This is a genomic window from Planomicrobium sp. MB-3u-38, assembly GCF_002836425.1.
In the GTDB taxonomy this organism is placed as follows: domain Bacteria; phylum Bacillota; class Bacilli; order Bacillales_A; family Planococcaceae; genus Planococcus; species Planococcus okeanokoites.
The window spans coordinates 20,594-38,283 of sequence record NZ_PJBO01000008.1; the positions used below are offsets into that span (position 1 = coordinate 20,594).

The following is a 17,690-nucleotide window of genomic DNA, read 5'->3' on the forward strand; positions in this document are numbered from 1 at the left end:
CTTTCTTCAAAAAATAATTATTTAGCTTTGATTGCTGTTTTTACACGAATCAATGCTTTGCGAGATCCAGGAACATTACCTTTAATAAGAAGCAAGTTACGCTCAGTATCAACTTTCACGATGTGAAGGTTTTGAATCGTAATCGTAGTGCCACCCATTTGACCAGGTAATTTCTTCTGTTTGAATACACGGTTAGGAGCAACCGGACCCATTGAACCAGGACGACGGTGGTAGCGTGAACCGTGACTCATTGGTCCGCGTGATTGTCCGTGGCGTTTAATAACACCCTGGAAACCTTTACCTTTCGTTGTTCCTGTTACATCTACTACATCGCCTTCTGCGAATACATCAACTTTGACTTCCTGACCAATCTCGTAATCAGCTAAGTTTACATTGCGAAGTTCGCGAATGAAGCGCTTAGGAGCAGTGTTAGCTTTTGCGACGTGTCCTTTAGAAGGTTTGTTTGAAAGCTTTTCGCGCTTGTCTTCAAAACCTAGTTGGACTGCTTCATAGCCGTCAACCTCAACTGTCTTTTTCTGAAGCACTACGTTTGGAGCTGCTTCAATTACAGTTACAGGGATTAAATCACCGTTCTCAGCAAAAACTTGCGTCATACCGATTTTTCTACCTAAGATTCCTTTGGTCATTTGTCACACCTCCTGCAAATTTTTGTGTTTTCTATTTCGTTTACCGATTAAAGTTTAATTTCAATGTCAACGCCAGATGGTAAATCCAATTTCATCAATGCATCTACAGTTTGTGGTGTAGGATTGACGATATCGATCAGACGTTTATGTGTGCGCATTTCAAATTGCTCACGAGAATCTTTGTAGATATGGACTGAACGCAGGATCGTGTATACAGACTTTTCAGTCGGCAACGGGATCGGCCCCGAAACACTAGCACCTGAACGTTTTGCAGTTTCCACGATTTTCTCAGCAGACTGATCTAGAATTCTGTGATCATATGCTTTTAAACGGATACGAATCTTCTGTTTTGCCATTATTTTCCCTCCTTTTCGCCTATTTTTGATAGACATTCTCCACGAAAATTTTCCAATCACTCGCCATGGCAAAGCGGCCGGGTGTATCGGTAACCTCTCGCTTCATCGCAGTCAAAGACCAACATTCACCATTATACAAAATAAAAAAGAACTTCGCAAGTGTTTCCACGAAATTCTTTTCAATTCGCTTTTATTAGTATAGCAGGATTTTCTTGAGATTCAACCTATACGATAATAGTCCGAACATTTCTTTCTTAACCAAGCAACATTACAGCAATCCAGCCGAAAATGACGAGCGGGATATTGTAGTGGATGAACGTCGGAACAACGGTGTCCCAGATGTGATTGTGCTGGCCATCCACGTTCAATCCTGCGGTCGGTCCAAGCGTCGAGTCTGATGCCGGTGAGCCTGCGTCACCCAGAGCGCCGGCTGTGCCGATCAATGCGATGATTGCAATAGTGGAAAATCCGAACTCCATGCTCAGTGGAACGAATATTGCCGCAATGATGGGTATTGTGGCGAAAGATGAACCGATGCCCATCGTTACAAACAATCCGACAATCAGCATCATCAATGCAGCCAAGCCCCTATTGCCGGCAAACAAGTCAGAAACACTTTCCACCAACGGTTCCACTGCTCCTGTCGCTGTAATGACTGAAGCAAATCCATTCGCCGTGATCATAACGAATCCGATGAATGCCATCATGCGCATCCCTTCGGTCAGCACATCGTCGGCTTCCTTCCATTTCATCGCGCCGAACACATAAAGCACAATGATCCCCGCAAGCGCTCCAACAATCATCGAGTCTGTTTCAATCTGCGCATACAGCGCTGCACCCAAGGCGATGATTGTAACAATTATATCTTTGATCGATGCCGTTTTGATTCGCGTTTCTTCTATAGAAGAAGTTTCATGGTAGTCGCGCGGTTTGCGGTAGGAGATGAAGACAGCAATGATCAGGCCTACGGCAAGGCCAGCCACCGGCAGCGCCATCGCTCTTGGAATATCCGCCATCTCAATCTCCAGTCCCGCAAGTGCCATTTGGTTTGCCAGAATCTCATGGAAGATCAAACCAAAACCATAAGGCAGTAAAATATAGGGAGCAGTCAATCCGAATGTAAGGACCGCAGCTATCAACCGACGGTCAATCCGTAATTCATTCAAAATATGAAGAATCGGCGGAACCAATAAGGGGATGAAGGCGATATGAATCGGTATCAGATTCTGTGAAAAGATCGCCATTGATAAAAGCGCCAGCACGATCAACGCCTTCGCCAAACCTTCCCTCGTCGCCTGGCCGTCTTTGTTTACTATCTTCAATACACCCTGCACCAGCAGCTCCGGAATACCGGTGCGTGAGATTGCTACCGCAAATCCTCCGAGCATGGCATAACTAAGGGCTATCTCAGCCCCTTCTCCCAGTCCCGACGTAAAGGCGCCTATTGTATCCATAAAAGGTAGCCCGCCACTCAGCCCTCCTGCAAGCGCTCCGATAAGCAGCGCAAATACAACATTCACTCTTAATAGACTTAATACCAGCATGACCAATACGGCCACTATAACTGCATTCATAATAAAAACTCCTTTAGTTTGCTAAAGCATTAAAGCACAACAATTAAAATATCAAATCAGCTTTAACTTGTCAAACGACTGGTTCTGATAATTATCCAGTTTTCTTTTTTATTTATAGCTGCCCAGTTTTGATTAGAACATAAAAAAAATCCCTGCCTCATGAAGAGACAGGGATTTTTACATTTAGCAGGAATTACTTCTGGATTGTAGCTACAACGCCAGCGCCTACAGTACGTCCACCCTCACGGATAGAGAACTTAGTTCCTTCTTCTAGTGCGATTGGAGAGATTAGCTCAACATCCATTTCGATGTTGTCGCCAGGCATAACCATTTCTACACCTTCAGGAAGGTTACAAACACCAGTTACATCAGTTGTACGGAAGTAGAACTGCGGACGGTAGTTTGTGAAGAATGGAGTGTGACGTCCACCCTCTTCTTTTGAAAGAACGTATACTTCAGCTTTGAAAGTTGTGTGTGGAGTGATTGTGCCTGGTTTAGCCAATACTTGTCCACGTTGGATGTCTTCACGGGAAACTCCGCGAAGAAGTGCACCAATGTTATCGCCAGCTTCAGCATAGTCAAGCAATTTACGGAACATTTCTACACCTGTAACAGTTGTAGATTTAGCTTCTTCGTTGATACCGATGATGTCAACGTTATCGCCAACTTTAACTTGTCCACGCTCAACACGACCAGTTGCAACTGTACCACGGCCAGTGATAGAGAATACGTCCTCTACAGGCATCATGAATGGCTTGTCAGTGTCACGCGGTGGAGTTGGGATGTACTCATCAACTGCGTTCATCAATTCCATGATTTTTTCTTCGTATTCTGCATCTCCTTCAAGAGCTTTAAGAGCAGAACCTTTGATGACAGGAATGTCATCGCCAGGGAAGTCATATTCAGATAGAAGGTCGCGAACTTCCATTTCAACTAGCTCAAGAAGTTCTTCGTCGTCTACCATGTCGCATTTGTTCATGAATACTACAAGGTAAGGTACACCTACTTGACGTGAAAGAAGGATGTGCTCACGAGTTTGTGGCATTGGGCCGTCAGCAGCAGATACTACCAAGATCCCGCCGTCCATTTGTGCAGCACCAGTGATCATGTTTTTAACATAGTCAGCGTGTCCTGGGCAGTCAACGTGTGCATAGTGGCGAGTAGCAGTTTCGTACTCAACGTGAGAAGTGTTGATTGTGATACCGCGCTCTTTTTCTTCTGGTGCGTTATCGATTTGGTCGTAAGAACGAGCTTCCCCGCCTGACGCTTTAGCAAGTACTGTAGCGATTGCTGCAGTCAAAGTTGTTTTACCATGGTCAACGTGACCAATTGTACCAATATTAGCGTGTGTTTTTGAACGGTCAAATTTAGCTTTACCCATTAGAAAAGTCCTCCTCATAATTTAAGTTAATTTTTTTAACTTGCTGTGCCGGAATAATAGGGCCCTATCATTCCTGGCATACAAATTATTTATACTTGATTAAAGATCAAATTTCAATTATTGACCTTTATTTTTTTTGATGATGTCTTCAGAAAGTGATTTTGGTACTTCTTCATAGTGATCGAAGTGCATTGAGAACACACCACGGCCTTGCGTGTTAGAACGCAATGAAGTTGCATATCCAAACATTTCAGCAAGTGGAACCATTGCACGAACAACCTGTGCGTTACCACGAGCATCCATACCTTCTACGCGTCCGCGGCGTGACGTGATGTCACCCATGATATCTCCAAGGTATTCCTCAGGGATAACAACTTCAACGCGCATGATAGGCTCAAGAATTACCGGGTTAACTTTAGAGATAGCGTTTTTAAGTGCCATTGACGCAGCAACTTTAAATGCCATTTCGTTGGAGTCAACATCATGGTAAGATCCGTCGAACAATTTAGCTTTGATATCGATCAAAGGATATCCGGCGATAACACCGTTGTCTAGTGAGTCACGAAGACCCGCTTCGACTGCTGGGATGTATTCACGTGGAACAACACCACCAACGATAGCATTTTCAAACTCGAAACCTGCTCCTTCTTCGTTTGGCGCGAATTCGATCCAAACGTGTCCGAATTGTCCACGACCACCTGATTGGCGTACGAACTTACCTTCAACTTTAGCTGACTGGCGGAATGTCTCACGGTAAGATACCTGAGGCGCCCCTACGTTAGCTTCTACGTTGAATTCACGTTTCATACGGTCAACTAGGATATCAAGGTGAAGTTCACCCATACCTGCGATGATCGTTTGGCCAGTTTCCTGGTCAGTGTGAGCACGGAAAGTAGGATCTTCTTCTTGCAATTTAGCAAGGGCTTGACCCATTTTGTCTTGGTCCGCTTTTGATTTTGGTTCCACAGAAAGTGAAATAACCGGTTCTGGGAATACCATACGCTCAAGGATTACTTGCTGCTTCTCGTCACTTAAAGTATCACCAGTTGATGTATCTTTAAGGCCGATAGCCGCTGCGATATCACCGCAGTAAACTTCAGCGATCTCTTCACGGGAGTTAGCGTGCATCTGAAGGATACGTCCTACGCGCTCGCGTTTGCCTTTAGAAGAGTTTTGTACGTATGAACCTGATTTAAGCGTTCCAGAATACACACGGAAGAAAGTAAGCTTCCCAACGTATGGATCTGTCATAACTTTAAACGCCAATGCTGAGAACGGTTCGTTTTCATCTGGTCTGCGCAATACTTCTTCGTCAGAATCCGGAAGAACGCCAGTCATTGGAGGTACATCAAGTGGTGATGGCAGGTAATCAATTACTGCATCAAGCATTAATTGAACACCTTTGTTTTTGAAAGCAGTACCACAAACTACAGGGTAGAACTCAACATCCAACGTTCCTTTACGGATTGCTGCTTTAAGTTCGTCTACTGTAAGTTCTTCGCCACCAAGGTATTTTTCCATCAAGTTTTCGTCAAGCTCAGCAACAGCTTCCACTAGTTTAGTGTGCCATTCTTCAGCAAGCTCTTTATACTCTTCAGGAATATCCCCTTCAGTGATTTCAGTTCCAAGGTCGTTAGCGTAGAAGCGCGCATTCATTTCAACAAGATCGATGATCCCTGAGAATTCGTCTTCTGCACCAATCGGCAATTGGATTGGATGTGCATTCGCCTGCAAGCGGTCATGCAACGTTCCAACTGAGTAAAGGAAGTCAGCACCGATTTTATCCATTTTGTTTACGAATACAACACGTGGCACGCCATATGTTGTAGCTTGACGCCAAACTGTTTCAGTTTGCGGCTCAACACCTGATTGAGCATCAAGAACCGTTACAGCACCATCAAGTACGCGCAGTGAACGTTCAACTTCTACAGTGAAGTCTACGTGTCCAGGAGTATCGATGATGTTGACGCGGTGCTCTTTCCATGAAGCTGTTGTTGCAGCAGAAGTGATCGTGATTCCACGCTCTTGCTCTTGCTCCATCCAGTCCATTTGAGAAGCACCTTCATGCGTTTCGCCGATTTTATGGATTCGGCCTGTGTAATATAAAATACGCTCCGTAGTAGTCGTTTTACCGGCATCGATGTGGGCCATGATTCCGATATTACGTGTTTTGTCTAAGGAGAACTCTCTAGGCATGTTGTTCTTCTCCTTCCATCTCGGATTAAGATTTTAAAATCTTGTAAGATCTTACCAGCGGTAGTGAGCGAAGGCTTTGTTCGCTTCTGCCATTTTGTGAATATCTTCACGTTTCTTAACTGCTGAACCAGTGTTGTTGGCAGCATCCATGATTTCATTAGCCAAACGCTCTTCCATTGTTTTCTCTCCACGAAGACGTGAATAGTTTACAAGGTAGCGAAGGCCTAAAGTTGTACGGCGTTCAGGACGAACTTCAACCGGCACCTGGTAGTTTGCACCACCAACACGGCGAGCGCGAACTTCAAGAACTGGCATAACGTTAGCCAATGCTTGTTCGTATACTTCAATCGGATCTTTACCGCTGCGTTCTTTAACTAGTTCGAACGCTCCGTATAGGATCTTTTGTGAAGTACCTCTTTTTCCGTCAACCATCATTTTATTAATTAAGCGTGTCACCAATTTCGAATTATAAATTGGATCTGGCAACACGTCACGTTTAGCTACAGGACCTTTACGAGGCATGTATGTTCCTCCTTTCAACGAAGGTTATTCGTTAATTTAATTGATTATTTTTTTTCTTTAGGGCGTTTAGTTCCGTATTTAGAACGTCCTTGCATACGGCCGTTTACTCCAGCAGTATCAAGTGCTCCACGTACGATATGGTAACGCACACCAGGTAAATCTTTTACGCGTCCGCCGCGAAGAAGAACTACACTGTGCTCTTGAAGGTTGTGGCCTTCTCCAGGGATGTATGCATTGACCTCGATTTGGTTAGTCAAACGTACACGCGCGTATTTACGCAATGCGGAGTTTGGTTTTTTCGGTGTCATTGTACCAACACGAGTACAAACTCCACGTTTCTGAGGTGAGCTTACGTTAGTCTGAGACTTTTTGAAGCTGTTATACCCTTTGTTCAACGCTGGTGAGTCTGATTTAGAGCTTTTTGGTTTACGAGGCTTGTTAACTAATTGGTTAATTGTAGGCATCGATTTTTTCCTCCTCTCAAAAGGTGTTCTAATACCACATATCCAGGTGGTTCATTTTTGGGTAAAAAACAAAGTCTTTGTGTTTTCTACACAAAAACTGGTATCCAGTAATTGCTTCAGCAGCTGCAGAGGATAACTTTCTGCCTAGCCAAGCTTTGATCTTGGGTGAATCCGTTTGACCTGACCTTATCATTGATGTCCGGACGATCATGATGGGTCATCCAAGCGTTCCACTTATATATTCTTGGACAATGCCACTTTAAACGCTATTACTGTTGCTTAGTACCGAAGATAATTCGCGTTTCTTGCCAATTTTCAAGGTATTTGCGTACCAATAAAATGAAAGATCGCTAATCATCAACCTTCAACATAATATCACCCTGTGAATTTCATGTCAACTAAATTCATAAAAAATCCCGGGGAGCCCGTTAGCACTCCCCGAAATCTGTTCACTTTACTTACGATTCAGAACCGACGATTTCTTCCGTTGGCGCTTTCTCGCTTTGAGCGATTTTAATCTGACGGTAACGCTGCATTCCAGTACCAGCTGGAACAAGTTTACCGATGATGACATTCTCTTTCAAGCCGAGTAGTTCATCGCGTTTCCCTTTGATTGCGGCATCTGTTAAGACGCGCGTTGTTTCCTGGAACGATGCAGCTGAAAGGAATGATTCTGTTTCAAGTGAAGCTTTAGTGATCCCGAGGATGACCGGACGGCTGGTTGCCGGAAGGTTGCCTTCAAGAACAGCTTTTACATTCGCTTCTGTGAATTGGTGGATATCCAATAGTGAACCTGGCAATAATTCTGTATCGCCGGCTTCAATTACACGGACTTTACGGAACATCTGGCGAACCATGACTTCCACGTGTTTGTCGCCGATTTCAACACCCTGCATACGGTAAACTTTTTGAACTTCCTTCAATAGATAAACTTGAACAGCTTGTACATCTTTAACTTGCAATAATTGTTTCGGATCAATTGAACCATCTGTCAATACCTGGCCGCGAACGATGACATCATCCGCCTGCACTTTAAGGCGCGCATTGTATGGAGCCAAATATTTACGTGTTTCAACGTCACCTTGAATCGTGATTTCTTTTTGGCCTTCGCGAATTTCATCGATTTCAGTAACCGTACCTGTAATTTCAGAAATCACTGCCTGGCCTTTCGGATTTCTTGATTCGAAAATTTCCTGGATACGCGGAAGACCTTGCGTGATATCGTCTCCTGCTACACCGCCTGTGTGGAATGTACGCATCGTAAGCTGCGTTCCTGGTTCCCCGATTGACTGGGCTGCAATAATACCAACTGCTTCGCCCACTTCAACTTCGTCACCAGTCGCAAGGTTCGTGCCGTAACATTTTTTGCAGACGCCGTGTTTCGTGTTACAAGTGAATGCTGAACGGATCGTCACTTCTTTGATGCCCGCTTCAACAATGAGGCGAGTCAAATCTTGTGTGATCAATTCGTCTTTCGCGACAATCACTTCTTTTGTTTCAGGATGGCGAATTGTTTTCTTAGCATGGCGTCCAACGATACGCTCTTCCAACTCTTCGATTACTTCCGTACCTTCCATCAACGCTCCAACCAACAGGCCGCGGTCAGTGCCACAGTCATTTTCACGGACAATCGCATCTTGTGCAACGTCTACGAGACGACGGGTCAAGTAACCTGAATCGGCAGTTTTCAGTGCTGTATCGGCAAGACCTTTACGTGCACCGTGAGTTGAGATGAAGTATTCCAATACCGTTAAACCTTCACGGAATGAAGATTTGATCGGCAGTTCAATGATGCGTCCTGCCGGGTTGGCCATGAGTCCGCGCATACCAGCTAATTGTGTAAAGTTGGATGCGTTACCACGGGCACCGGAGTCACTCATCATAAAGATCGGGTTCATATTGTCGAGGGATGCCATCAATTTTTCCTGGATAACATCTTTCGCGCTGCTCCAGAAAGAAATGACGCGTGCATAGCGTTCCTCTTCAGTGATTAAACCACGACGGAATTGTTTCATGACTTTATCTACATTGTCTTGAGCTTCAACAAGAATTTCCCCTTTATCCGGAAGAACGACGATATCAGAAATACCAACCGTAATACCAGCTTGAGTGGAATATTTGAATCCAAGGCTCTTCATGCGGTCAAGCATTCTTGAAGTTTCCGTAATATGGAAACGTTTAAATACTTCAGCGATGATTTCACCAAGAATTTTCTTCTTGAATGGCGTTACAAGTTCAGCCTCTTCAATGTGCTTCCGAATATCTGTCGTTGTTGAGACAAAATATTTGGCTGGCGTCTCAACTTGCAAGTTATAATCTGTCGGTTCGTTGATATAAGGGAACGACTTCGGCAGAATTTCATTGAAAATGATCTTGCCGACAGTTGTCAGCAATAACATTTTGTTTTGTTCAGCTGTAAAAGTCGGGTTGTTTACAGAAGCTGCCTTGATTGCAATACGGGTATGCAAATGAACATGGCCAGTCTGATAAGCGACTAAAACTTCTTCAGGTCCAGAGAACGTAGCTCCTTCGCCGGTTGCGCCTTTGCGCTCCAACGTAAGGTAATAGTTCCCCAAAACCATATCCTGTGAAGGAGTAACAACTGGTTTTCCGTCTTTCGGGTTCAAAATGTTCTGAGCTGCCAACATCAACAATCTTGCTTCAGCTTGAGCTTCAGATGAAAGCGGAACGTGGACAGCCATTTGGTCACCATCAAAATCGGCGTTGTATGCTGTACATACCAATGGGTGAAGGCGAATTGCTTTACCTTCGACCAACGTCGGTTCGAAAGCCTGGATGCCAAGTCTGTGAAGTGTCGGTGCCCGGTTCAATAGAACCGGATGCTCCTTGATGACATCTTCCAGTACATCCCAAACTTCAGAATGAAGACGTTCGATTTTGCGTTTTGCGCTCTTAATATTATGGGCAAGTCCGCGTTCAACAAGCTCTTTCATAACGAAAGGCTTGAACAACTCGATCGCCATCCCTTTCGGCAAACCACATTGATACATTTTCAAGTTCGGTCCGACAACAATAACGGAACGGCCTGAATAATCGACACGTTTACCAAGAAGGTTTTGACGGAAACGGCCTTGTTTCCCTTTAAGCATATGAGAAAGAGATTTCAATGGACGGTTACCCGGTCCTGTTACAGGACGGCCGCGTCGGCCATTATCAATCAGCGCATCTACAGCTTCCTGAAGCATGCGTTTCTCGTTTTGAACAATGATGCTTGGCGCGCCTAAATCCAATAGGCGTTTCAAACGGTTGTTCCGGTTGATTACACGACGGTAAAGATCGTTCAAGTCAGAAGTGGCGAAACGGCCGCCATCCAATTGAACCATCGGACGAAGCTCCGGCGGAATTACAGGCAGAACATCAAGAATCATCCAATCCGGGTTGTTGCCTGAATTACGGAATGATTCCACAACTTCAAGGCGTTTGATCGCACGTGTGCGGCGTTGCCCTTGAGCTGTTTTCAATTCTTCTTTCAATGAATCCGTTTCACGCTCAAGATCGATTTCCTGAAGAAGTCGCTTGATCGCTTCGGCTCCCATTGCAGCCTGGAATTTCTTACCGAATTTGTCACGGTAAGCGCGGTATTCTTTTTCAGACAGCAATTGTTTCTTTTCAAGCGGTGTATCCGCAGGATCGATAACAACATATGAAGCGAAGTAAATAACTTCTTCCAATGAACGCGGTGACATATCAAGGATAAGTCCCATGCGGCTTGGAATGCCTTTGAAATACCAGATATGTGAAACTGGCGCAGCTAATTCGATGTGCCCCATGCGTTCGCGGCGGACTTTCGAACGCGTGACTTCTACGCCACAGCGATCACAGACAACACCTTTATAACGAACGCGCTTGTATTTTCCGCAATGGCATTCCCAGTCTTTTGTAGGACCGAAAATACGTTCACAGAACAAACCGTCTTTTTCCGGTTTTAAAGTACGATAGTTAATTGTTTCTGGCTTTTTGACTTCTCCATAAGACCATGAGCGAATTTTATCGGGTGAAGCTAATCCGATTTTCATGTACTCAAAATTGTTCACATCTATCAAGGAGCCTACCTCCCTTTTGTCTCGAGTTTCTATACGGCTCTTCCTCGTTAATGACCAAGTGAATGGATGCGGGGCAGTGCTGGACTGCCCTTCTCCAATTATTTATCAATCAACTGTTCCAATCGGTGTTTCCTGATCTGCAATCGGCAGGATGTTCAAAGAATCAGCGGGTTGAAGATCTTCCTCTTCATCCAAATCGCGCAACTCGATTTCCTCGTCATCGATTGTCAGCATTTTAACATCCATACCAAGACTTTGAAGTTCTTTTATCAATACTTTGAATGATTCCGGCACACTAGGCTCCGGAACACTTTCGCCTTTGACAATTGCTTCATACGTTTTAACACGTCCGACTACATCATCCGACTTGACAGTCAAAATTTCCTGCAGCGTATGTGCGGCACCGTATGCTTCAAGCGCCCAAACTTCCATCTCACCGAAACGCTGTCCGCCGAATTGTGCTTTACCACCAAGCGGCTGCTGGGTAACGAGTGAATATGGTCCAGTTGAACGGGCATGGAGCTTATCGTCAACCATGTGCGCCAGTTTGATCATATACATGATTCCGACAGATACACGGTTATCGAAGGCTTCACCTGAACGGCCATCATAAAGGATGGTTTTTCCGTCTCTCGGCATGCCTGCTTCTTCCATTGTTTCCAGAACATCTTCTTCATTCGCTCCATCAAATACCGATGAAGCCATATGAATGCCAAGTGAACGGGAAGCCATTCCCAAGTGAAGTTCCAGTACTTGCCCGATGTTCATACGGGAAGGAACGCCAAGCGGGTTCAACATGATGTCGACAGGAGTGCCATCCGGCATGAACGGCATATCTTCTTCCGGAAGGATCCGGGAGATAACACCTTTGTTACCGTGGCGTCCGGCCATTTTATCACCAACAGAAATCTTACGTTTCTGCACGATATAAGCACGGACCAATTGGTTAACGCCTGGCGGCAGCTCATCGCCGTCTTCACGGTTGAAGATTTTAACATCCAATACAATACCGCCGGCGCCGTGTGGCACACGCAGCGATGTATCACGGACTTCGCGAGCTTTTTCACCGAAAATGGCGTGAAGCAAGCGTTCTTCCGCAGTCAATTCCGTTACGCCTTTAGGCGTTACTTTACCGACAAGGATGTCGCCATCTTTAACTTCTGCCCCGACACGGATGATTCCACGGTCATCAAGGTTGCGAAGTGCATCTTCACCGACGTTTGGAATATCACGTGTAATTTCTTCAGGTCCCAATTTCGTGTCACGGGAATCTGATTCGTATTCTTCAATATGAACAGAAGTATAAACGTCATCTTTAACAAGACGTTCACTCATGATGATCGCATCTTCATAGTTGAAGCCATCCCATGTCATGAATGCTACCAGGACATTTCGGCCCAATGCCATTTCGCCGCGTTCCATTGAAGGTCCATCAGCCAGGATATCGCGTTTTGAAACACGGTCTCCGACTTTGACGATCGGACGCTGGTTATAGCTTGTACCTTGGTTTGAACGGATGAATTTCTGCAAACGATAAGTGTCTGTATCGCCTTTGACTTCATTGCCGTCAACTTCTTCTATGCGGCGCACGCGGATTTCTTTCGCTTCCACGTACTCGACGATTCCGTCGTTTTTGGCAATGACTGCTGCCCCTGAATCTCTTGCTGCAAGGTGTTCCATTCCAGTACCTACAAAAGGAGCTTCCGGATTTAACAACGGAACAGCCTGACGCTGCATGTTCGCACCCATAAGGGCACGGTTGGAGTCATCGTTTTCAAGAAACGGGATACAAGCAGTCGCAACAGAAACGACCTGTTTCGGCGAAACGTCCATGTAATCGACGCTGCTGCGTTTGTAAAGCGTGTTTTCACCGCGGAAACGGGCCACTACTTCTTCTTCGACAAATGAACCATCCGGATTCAAGACTGAGTTCGCCTGTGCCACTACGTAATTATCCTCTTCATCAGCTGTCAGATAATCGATTTGACCTGTCACAAGACCAGTTTCAGGATCAACGCGGCGGTAAGGTGTTTCAATAAATCCGAATTTATTCACTTTCGCGAATGTGGAAAGTGTATTGATCAATCCGATGTTCGGTCCCTCAGGAGTTTCAATCGGACACATGCGGCCATAATGCGAGTAATGGACGTCACGCACTTCAAAACCGGCACGTTCACGCGTTAAACCACCGGGCCCAAGCGCTGACAGACGGCGTTTGTGCGTCAATTCAGCAAGCGGGTTCGTTTGGTCCATGAACTGCGATAATTGCGAACTGCCGAAGAACTCTTTAATTGATGCAATAACCGGACGGATGTTGATCAATTGCTGAGGTACGATCGCTTGTGTATCGTTGATGGACATACGCTCACGCACAACGCGTTCCATACGGGATAAACCGATGCGGAACTGGTTTTGCAAAAGCTCTCCGACTGAACGGAGACGACGGTTGCCAAGGTGATCGATATCGTCAGTGTTTCCAACTCCGTATAAAAGGTTAAAGAAGTAACTGATGGAAGAAATGATATCGGCAGGAGTTACATGCTTGATCTTATCTTCTATATAAGCATTGCTTATAACAGTAATCTCTTTTTGCTCTTCGTCATTCGGAGCATAAATCTTAACAGCCTGCAATGTCACGTCGCCTTCTAAAACTCCGCCTACTTGAGTGACAGTATGGAAGCCCACACCACTTTCAAGATTCGGGATGATTTTATCAAGGACGCGGCGATCGATGACTGTACCAGCTTCTACAAGAATTTCCCCTGTTTCAGGATCAACCAGCGTTTCGGCAATAGTTTGATTGAAAAGGCGGTTCTTGATGTGAAGCTTCTTGTTCATTTTATAACGGCCTACATTGGCCAAGTCATAGCGTTTTGGGTCGAAGAAGCGTGAATACAATAAGCTCTTTGCACTTTCGACTGTCGGTGGTTCACCCGGGCGCAGACGCTCGTAAATTTCCAGAAGCGCTTTTTCAGTGCTTTCTGTATTATCTTTTTCAAGCGTATTGCGTAAGTATTCGTTATCGCCAAGCAAATCGATGATTTCCTGGTCGGAACCGAATCCAAGCGCTCTCAATAGCACCGTTACAGGAAGTTTTCGTGTGCGGTCGATTCTGACATACACAACATCTTTCGCATCTGTTTCGTATTCAAGCCAGGCACCACGGTTTGGAATGACAGTTGCGCCAAATCCTTTTTTACCGTTTTTATCTGTCTTGTCATGGAAATAGACGCTTGGTGAACGAACAAGCTGTGAAACGATGACGCGTTCAGCGCCGTTGATGACGAAAGTGCCGGTTTCTGTCATCAATGGGAAATCTCCCATGAAAACATCCTGCTCTTTCACTTCATCCGTTTCTTTGTTATGAAGACGCACTTTAACACGCAGTGGAGCCGCGTAAGTAACATCGCGTTCTTTTGATTCGTCTACTGGATACTTCGGTTCTGCAAGACTGTAATCAACAAACTCGAGCGACAGATTTCCTGTGAAATCTTCAATCGGCGAAATATCGCGGAACATTTCGCGCAGCCCTTCTTCAAGGAACCACTCATAAGATGATGATTGAATTTCAATCAGGTTCGGAAGATCCAGCACTTCACTGATTCTCGAAAAACTTCTGCGTTGACGATGTTGACCGTACTGAACTAGTTGACCTACCAACTTATTCACCCCTCAATAAAACGATTATAGGTCTTTGCGATTTCTACAAAATGGTGTATGATATCGAAAAGACAAAAAGAAAACGAGACCAATAAATCAGCTCATTTTCGGTTAACACGTGATTGGTACTGTCGCCATGCTCTGCCCGAAAAAGGGCAAACGACCTCAAAATAATAAATTTTGCATTTCATTATAATATCATAGGGATTTTGTCAAGTCAAACTTTTCTGGCCTCAAAAATGAAGTATCCCTTCTTCTTTTCCGCCACTCGGCAATTGCCGAAAAGTTCTTCCAATTTTTCCTGCGTCGAAGGAGCTCCCTGCTTTTTCTGGATTACCACCCATAATGATCCACCAGGCGCAACTTTACTCCATGCTTCTTCGTAAAATCTGAAAACCGTTTCCTTACCGGCGCGGATCGGAGGATTCGTCAATATTGCCGAAAACCCTTCTTCTTCAACTGCAGAAAGTCCATCACTTTCATAGATTTCTACATTTTCAACATTATTTTTCGTTGCATTTTTCTTGGCCAGTTCGATGGCGCGTGTATTGACGTCCACCATATGAACTTGTTTCCGGGGAAAAGATTTTGCGATGGCAATTCCAATCGGCCCATAACCGCAGCCGACATCCAGCACCGGCCCTTCTACAGCAGAATCTTCGAATGTGTCAATCAAGACCCGTGAACCGAAATCCACTTCGTTTTTGCTGAATACACCCGAATCCGTCTGGAAATGAAATTTTTCGCCTCGCAGGGTAAAATCCCATTCTTGGGGTTTGCTTGTCGTTTGAGGATTTTTGGAATAATAATGCTGTGACATAAAAAGCCCTCCTTACATTAATCAACCAGCGGCACGAAGTTAAATTTAAAATGAAGAAAAAGCTCGTCGGTTTACACTGACGAGCTTTTTCTGTATTACTATTAAGATTCAGAAATTATTTAACTTCTACTGAAGCGCCAACTTCTTCAAGTTTGCCTTTGATTTCTTCTGCATCTTCTTTAGAAACGCCTTCTTTAAGAGCTTTAGGAGCTTCGTCAACTAGTGCTTTAGCTTCTTTCAAGCCTAGGCCAGTAACTTCGCGTACTGCTTTGATAACTTTGATTTTTTGATCTCCTGCAGAAGCAAGGATTACATCAAATTCAGTTTGCTCTTCAGCAGCAGCAGCGCCGCCGCCAGCTGCAGCAGCTACAGGAGCAGCAGCAGTTACGCCGAATTCTTCTTCGATTGCTTTAACAAGGTCGTTAAGTTGTAGAACTGTCATTTCTTTGATTGCGTCTAAGATTTGTTCTTGTGTCATTATTAGTTCCTCCTGTGATAGGTAATTTTTTTGTATTGCTAGGCAGCTAACTGATTAAGCGCCTTGTTCTTGTTCTTCTTTTTGGTCTGCAACTGCTTTTGTTGTAGCAGCAAAGTTGCGGACTGGAGCTTGAAGTACGCTGAGTAGCATAGACAATAGACCTTCGCGTGATGGAAGTTCTGCCAATGCTTTAATATCTTCCGCAGAAGATACAACACCTTCGATAACGCCCGCTTTAATTTCAAGCGCTTCGTTCTTTTTCGCGAAATCGTTGATGATTCTCGCTGGCGCTACGACATCTTCGTTAGAAAACGCGATAGCGTTAGGACCTGTAAAGTGTTCGTTGATCGCTTCAAGACCATGCATTTCAGTAGCACGGCGAGTCATTGAGTTTTTGTAGACTTTGAACTCAACGCCTGCTTCACGAAGCTGTTTACGAAGTTCTGTTAATTGTGCAACGTTCAATCCGCGGTAATCAACGACTACTACAGAAGCTGCAGAGCCGAATTTATCAGCGATTGTTTGCACGACAACTTTTTTCGTTTCAACTGCTTTTGTCATTTTGGCACCTCCCATAGATTTTCCATTCATACCGTTTCCATAAGAAAAGCCTCTGGTCCATTACAGACACAGAGGCATAAAGTCAGCATCAAAAAGATGTTTACTGAATTCATTGTCCTCGGCAGGGATAATTTAAGCGACTGGCGCCCCTGCTGTCTGCGGTACAAACGTATATTTCACAACTCCGCTATTATAGCCGAGATATTGTGTAATGTCAACAAATTATTTAACGACAACTTTCGTCGGGTCAACTTTTACAGCAGGTCCCATTGTAGTTGTTACGTTAAGTGATTTAATGTAAGTTCCTTTAGCAGTAGCCGGTTTAGCTTTAACTACTACATCGTAGATCGCTTCCAAGTTTTCAGCAAGTTTGCTGTCATCGAAAGAAACTTTTCCGATTGGCGCGTGGATGATACCTGTTTTGTCTGCACGGTATTCCACTTTACCAGCTTTGATTTCCTGAACAGCTTTAGCTACATCAAATGTAACAGTTCCTGTTTTCGGGTTTGGCATCAAGCCTTTTGGTCCCAATACGCGGCCGATTTTACCAACTTCACCCATCATGTCAGGTGTTGCTACGATCACGTCGAAGTCAAACCATCCTTGTTGGATTTTTTGGATATATTCAGCATCGCCTACGAAATCAGCGCCAGCTGCTTCAGCTTCTTTCAGCTTGTCGCCTTTAGCGAATACCAATACGCTTTGAGTTTTACCAGTACCGTTTGGAAGCACAACTGCTCCGCGGATCTGCTGGTCGTTCTTGCGCGTATCGATTCCAAGACGGAAAGCCACTTCAACTGTTGCATCGAAGTTTACTGTGCTTGCTTTTTTCGCAAGTTCAATCGCTTCTTTTGCCTCATAAAGGTTAGTACGGTCGATCAATTTTGCTGCTTCGCGCAGCTTTTTGCCTGTTTTAGCCATTTTACTTGTCCTCCTTGTTGTGGTCTAGCGGTTTTAAACCTCCCAC

13 protein-coding genes and 1 other annotated feature are annotated in these 17,690 nt (G+C 44.7%); all 13 genes read right to left on the reverse strand.

Going from position 1 to position 17,690, the window contains the following annotated elements; all coding sequences use genetic code 11:
* Positions 1-17: 17 nt before the first annotated feature.
* Positions 18-647 carry a 50S ribosomal protein L3 gene (gene rplC, locus CXF70_RS04275; protein ID WP_084242188.1) on the reverse strand — a complete coding sequence of 210 codons (630 nt, stop codon included), beginning with the start codon at positions 645-647 and terminating at the stop codon, positions 18-20.
* Between the two features lie 47 nt (positions 648-694).
* Positions 695-1,003 (reverse strand): 30S ribosomal protein S10, encoded by a 309-nt coding sequence (gene rpsJ, locus CXF70_RS04280; protein WP_033542800.1) that lies wholly within the window; start codon positions 1,001-1,003, stop codon positions 695-697.
* Positions 1,004-1,257: 254 nt separating this feature from the next.
* Complete coding sequence (locus CXF70_RS04285) at positions 1,258-2,577, reverse strand: Na+/H+ antiporter family protein (RefSeq protein WP_101801661.1); 1,320 nt, start codon at positions 2,575-2,577, stop codon at positions 1,258-1,260.
* 193 nt (positions 2,578-2,770) lie between these two features.
* Positions 2,771-3,958: an elongation factor Tu gene (gene tuf, locus CXF70_RS04290; RefSeq protein WP_084242190.1), complete on the reverse strand. Its 1,188-nt coding sequence runs from the start codon at positions 3,956-3,958 to the stop codon at positions 2,771-2,773.
* Positions 3,959-4,075: 117 nt separating this feature from the next.
* Positions 4,076-6,154: an elongation factor G gene (gene fusA, locus CXF70_RS04295; RefSeq protein ID WP_084242191.1), complete on the reverse strand. Its 2,079-nt coding sequence runs from the start codon at positions 6,152-6,154 to the stop codon at positions 4,076-4,078.
* Between the two features lie 51 nt (positions 6,155-6,205).
* The gene (gene rpsG / locus CXF70_RS04300; protein WP_084242192.1) at positions 6,206-6,676 is read right to left on the reverse strand and encodes a 30S ribosomal protein S7; all 471 of its coding nucleotides are present in this window, start codon (positions 6,674-6,676) and stop codon (positions 6,206-6,208) included.
* 44 nt (positions 6,677-6,720) lie between these two features.
* Positions 6,721-7,140 carry a 30S ribosomal protein S12 gene (gene rpsL, locus CXF70_RS04305; protein WP_084242193.1) on the reverse strand — a complete coding sequence of 140 codons (420 nt, stop codon included), beginning with the start codon at positions 7,138-7,140 and terminating at the stop codon, positions 6,721-6,723.
* Between the two features lie 458 nt (positions 7,141-7,598).
* Positions 7,599-11,204 (reverse strand): DNA-directed RNA polymerase subunit beta', encoded by a 3,606-nt coding sequence (gene rpoC, locus CXF70_RS04310; RefSeq protein ID WP_101801662.1) that lies wholly within the window; start codon positions 11,202-11,204, stop codon positions 7,599-7,601.
* A gap of 105 nt (positions 11,205-11,309) precedes the next feature.
* Entirely contained in the window at positions 11,310-14,864 is a 3,555-nt protein-coding gene (rpoB, locus tag CXF70_RS04315; RefSeq protein WP_084242195.1) for a DNA-directed RNA polymerase subunit beta, read from the reverse strand.
* A 217-nt stretch (positions 14,865-15,081) separates the two neighbouring features.
* A complete protein-coding gene (locus CXF70_RS04320; protein ID WP_084242196.1) occupies positions 15,082-15,684 on the reverse strand; it encodes a class I SAM-dependent methyltransferase in 603 nt (200 codons plus the stop codon).
* 115 nt (positions 15,685-15,799) lie between these two features.
* Positions 15,800-16,162, reverse strand: a complete 363-nt coding sequence (rplL, locus tag CXF70_RS04325) for a 50S ribosomal protein L7/L12 (RefSeq protein WP_084242197.1) — start codon at positions 16,160-16,162, stop codon at positions 15,800-15,802.
* Between the two features lie 54 nt (positions 16,163-16,216).
* Positions 16,217-16,723 carry a 50S ribosomal protein L10 gene (gene rplJ / locus CXF70_RS04330; RefSeq protein WP_101801663.1) on the reverse strand — a complete coding sequence of 169 codons (507 nt, stop codon included), beginning with the start codon at positions 16,721-16,723 and terminating at the stop codon, positions 16,217-16,219.
* A 33-nt stretch (positions 16,724-16,756) separates the two neighbouring features.
* Positions 16,757-16,903 (reverse strand) — a sequence feature (ribosomal protein L10 leader region).
* A gap of 42 nt (positions 16,904-16,945) precedes the next feature.
* Positions 16,946-17,644: a 50S ribosomal protein L1 gene (rplA, locus tag CXF70_RS04335; RefSeq protein WP_084242199.1), complete on the reverse strand. Its 699-nt coding sequence runs from the start codon at positions 17,642-17,644 to the stop codon at positions 16,946-16,948.
* Positions 17,645-17,690 lie beyond the last annotated feature (46 nt).

Bases quoted from the DNA above. Each gene is read 5' to 3' on its own strand.
- rplJ (WP_101801663.1), bottom strand. From the start codon at position 16,723: ATGACAAAAGCAGTTGAAACGAAAAAAGTTGTCGTGCAAACAATCGCT.
- rpsJ (WP_033542800.1), bottom strand. From the start codon at position 1,003: ATGGCAAAACAGAAGATTCGTATCCGTTTAAAAGCATATGATCACAGA.
- rplC (WP_084242188.1), bottom strand. From the start codon at position 647: ATGACCAAAGGAATCTTAGGTAGAAAAATCGGTATGACGCAAGTTTTT.
- rpsL (WP_084242193.1), bottom strand. From the start codon at position 7,140: ATGCCTACAATTAACCAATTAGTTAACAAGCCTCGTAAACCAAAAAGC.
- rpsG (WP_084242192.1), bottom strand. From the start codon at position 6,676: ATGCCTCGTAAAGGTCCTGTAGCTAAACGTGACGTGTTGCCAGATCCA.
- rplL (WP_084242197.1), bottom strand. From the start codon at position 16,162: ATGACACAAGAACAAATCTTAGACGCAATCAAAGAAATGACAGTTCTA.
- CXF70_RS04285 (WP_101801661.1), bottom strand. From the start codon at position 2,577: ATGAATGCAGTTATAGTGGCCGTATTGGTCATGCTGGTATTAAGTCTA.
- fusA (WP_084242191.1), bottom strand. From the start codon at position 6,154: ATGCCTAGAGAGTTCTCCTTAGACAAAACACGTAATATCGGAATCATG.
- CXF70_RS04320 (WP_084242196.1), bottom strand. From the start codon at position 15,684: ATGTCACAGCATTATTATTCCAAAAATCCTCAAACGACAAGCAAACCC.
- rplA (WP_084242199.1), bottom strand. From the start codon at position 17,644: ATGGCTAAAACAGGCAAAAAGCTGCGCGAAGCAGCAAAATTGATCGAC.
- tuf (WP_084242190.1), bottom strand. From the start codon at position 3,958: ATGGGTAAAGCTAAATTTGACCGTTCAAAAACACACGCTAATATTGGT.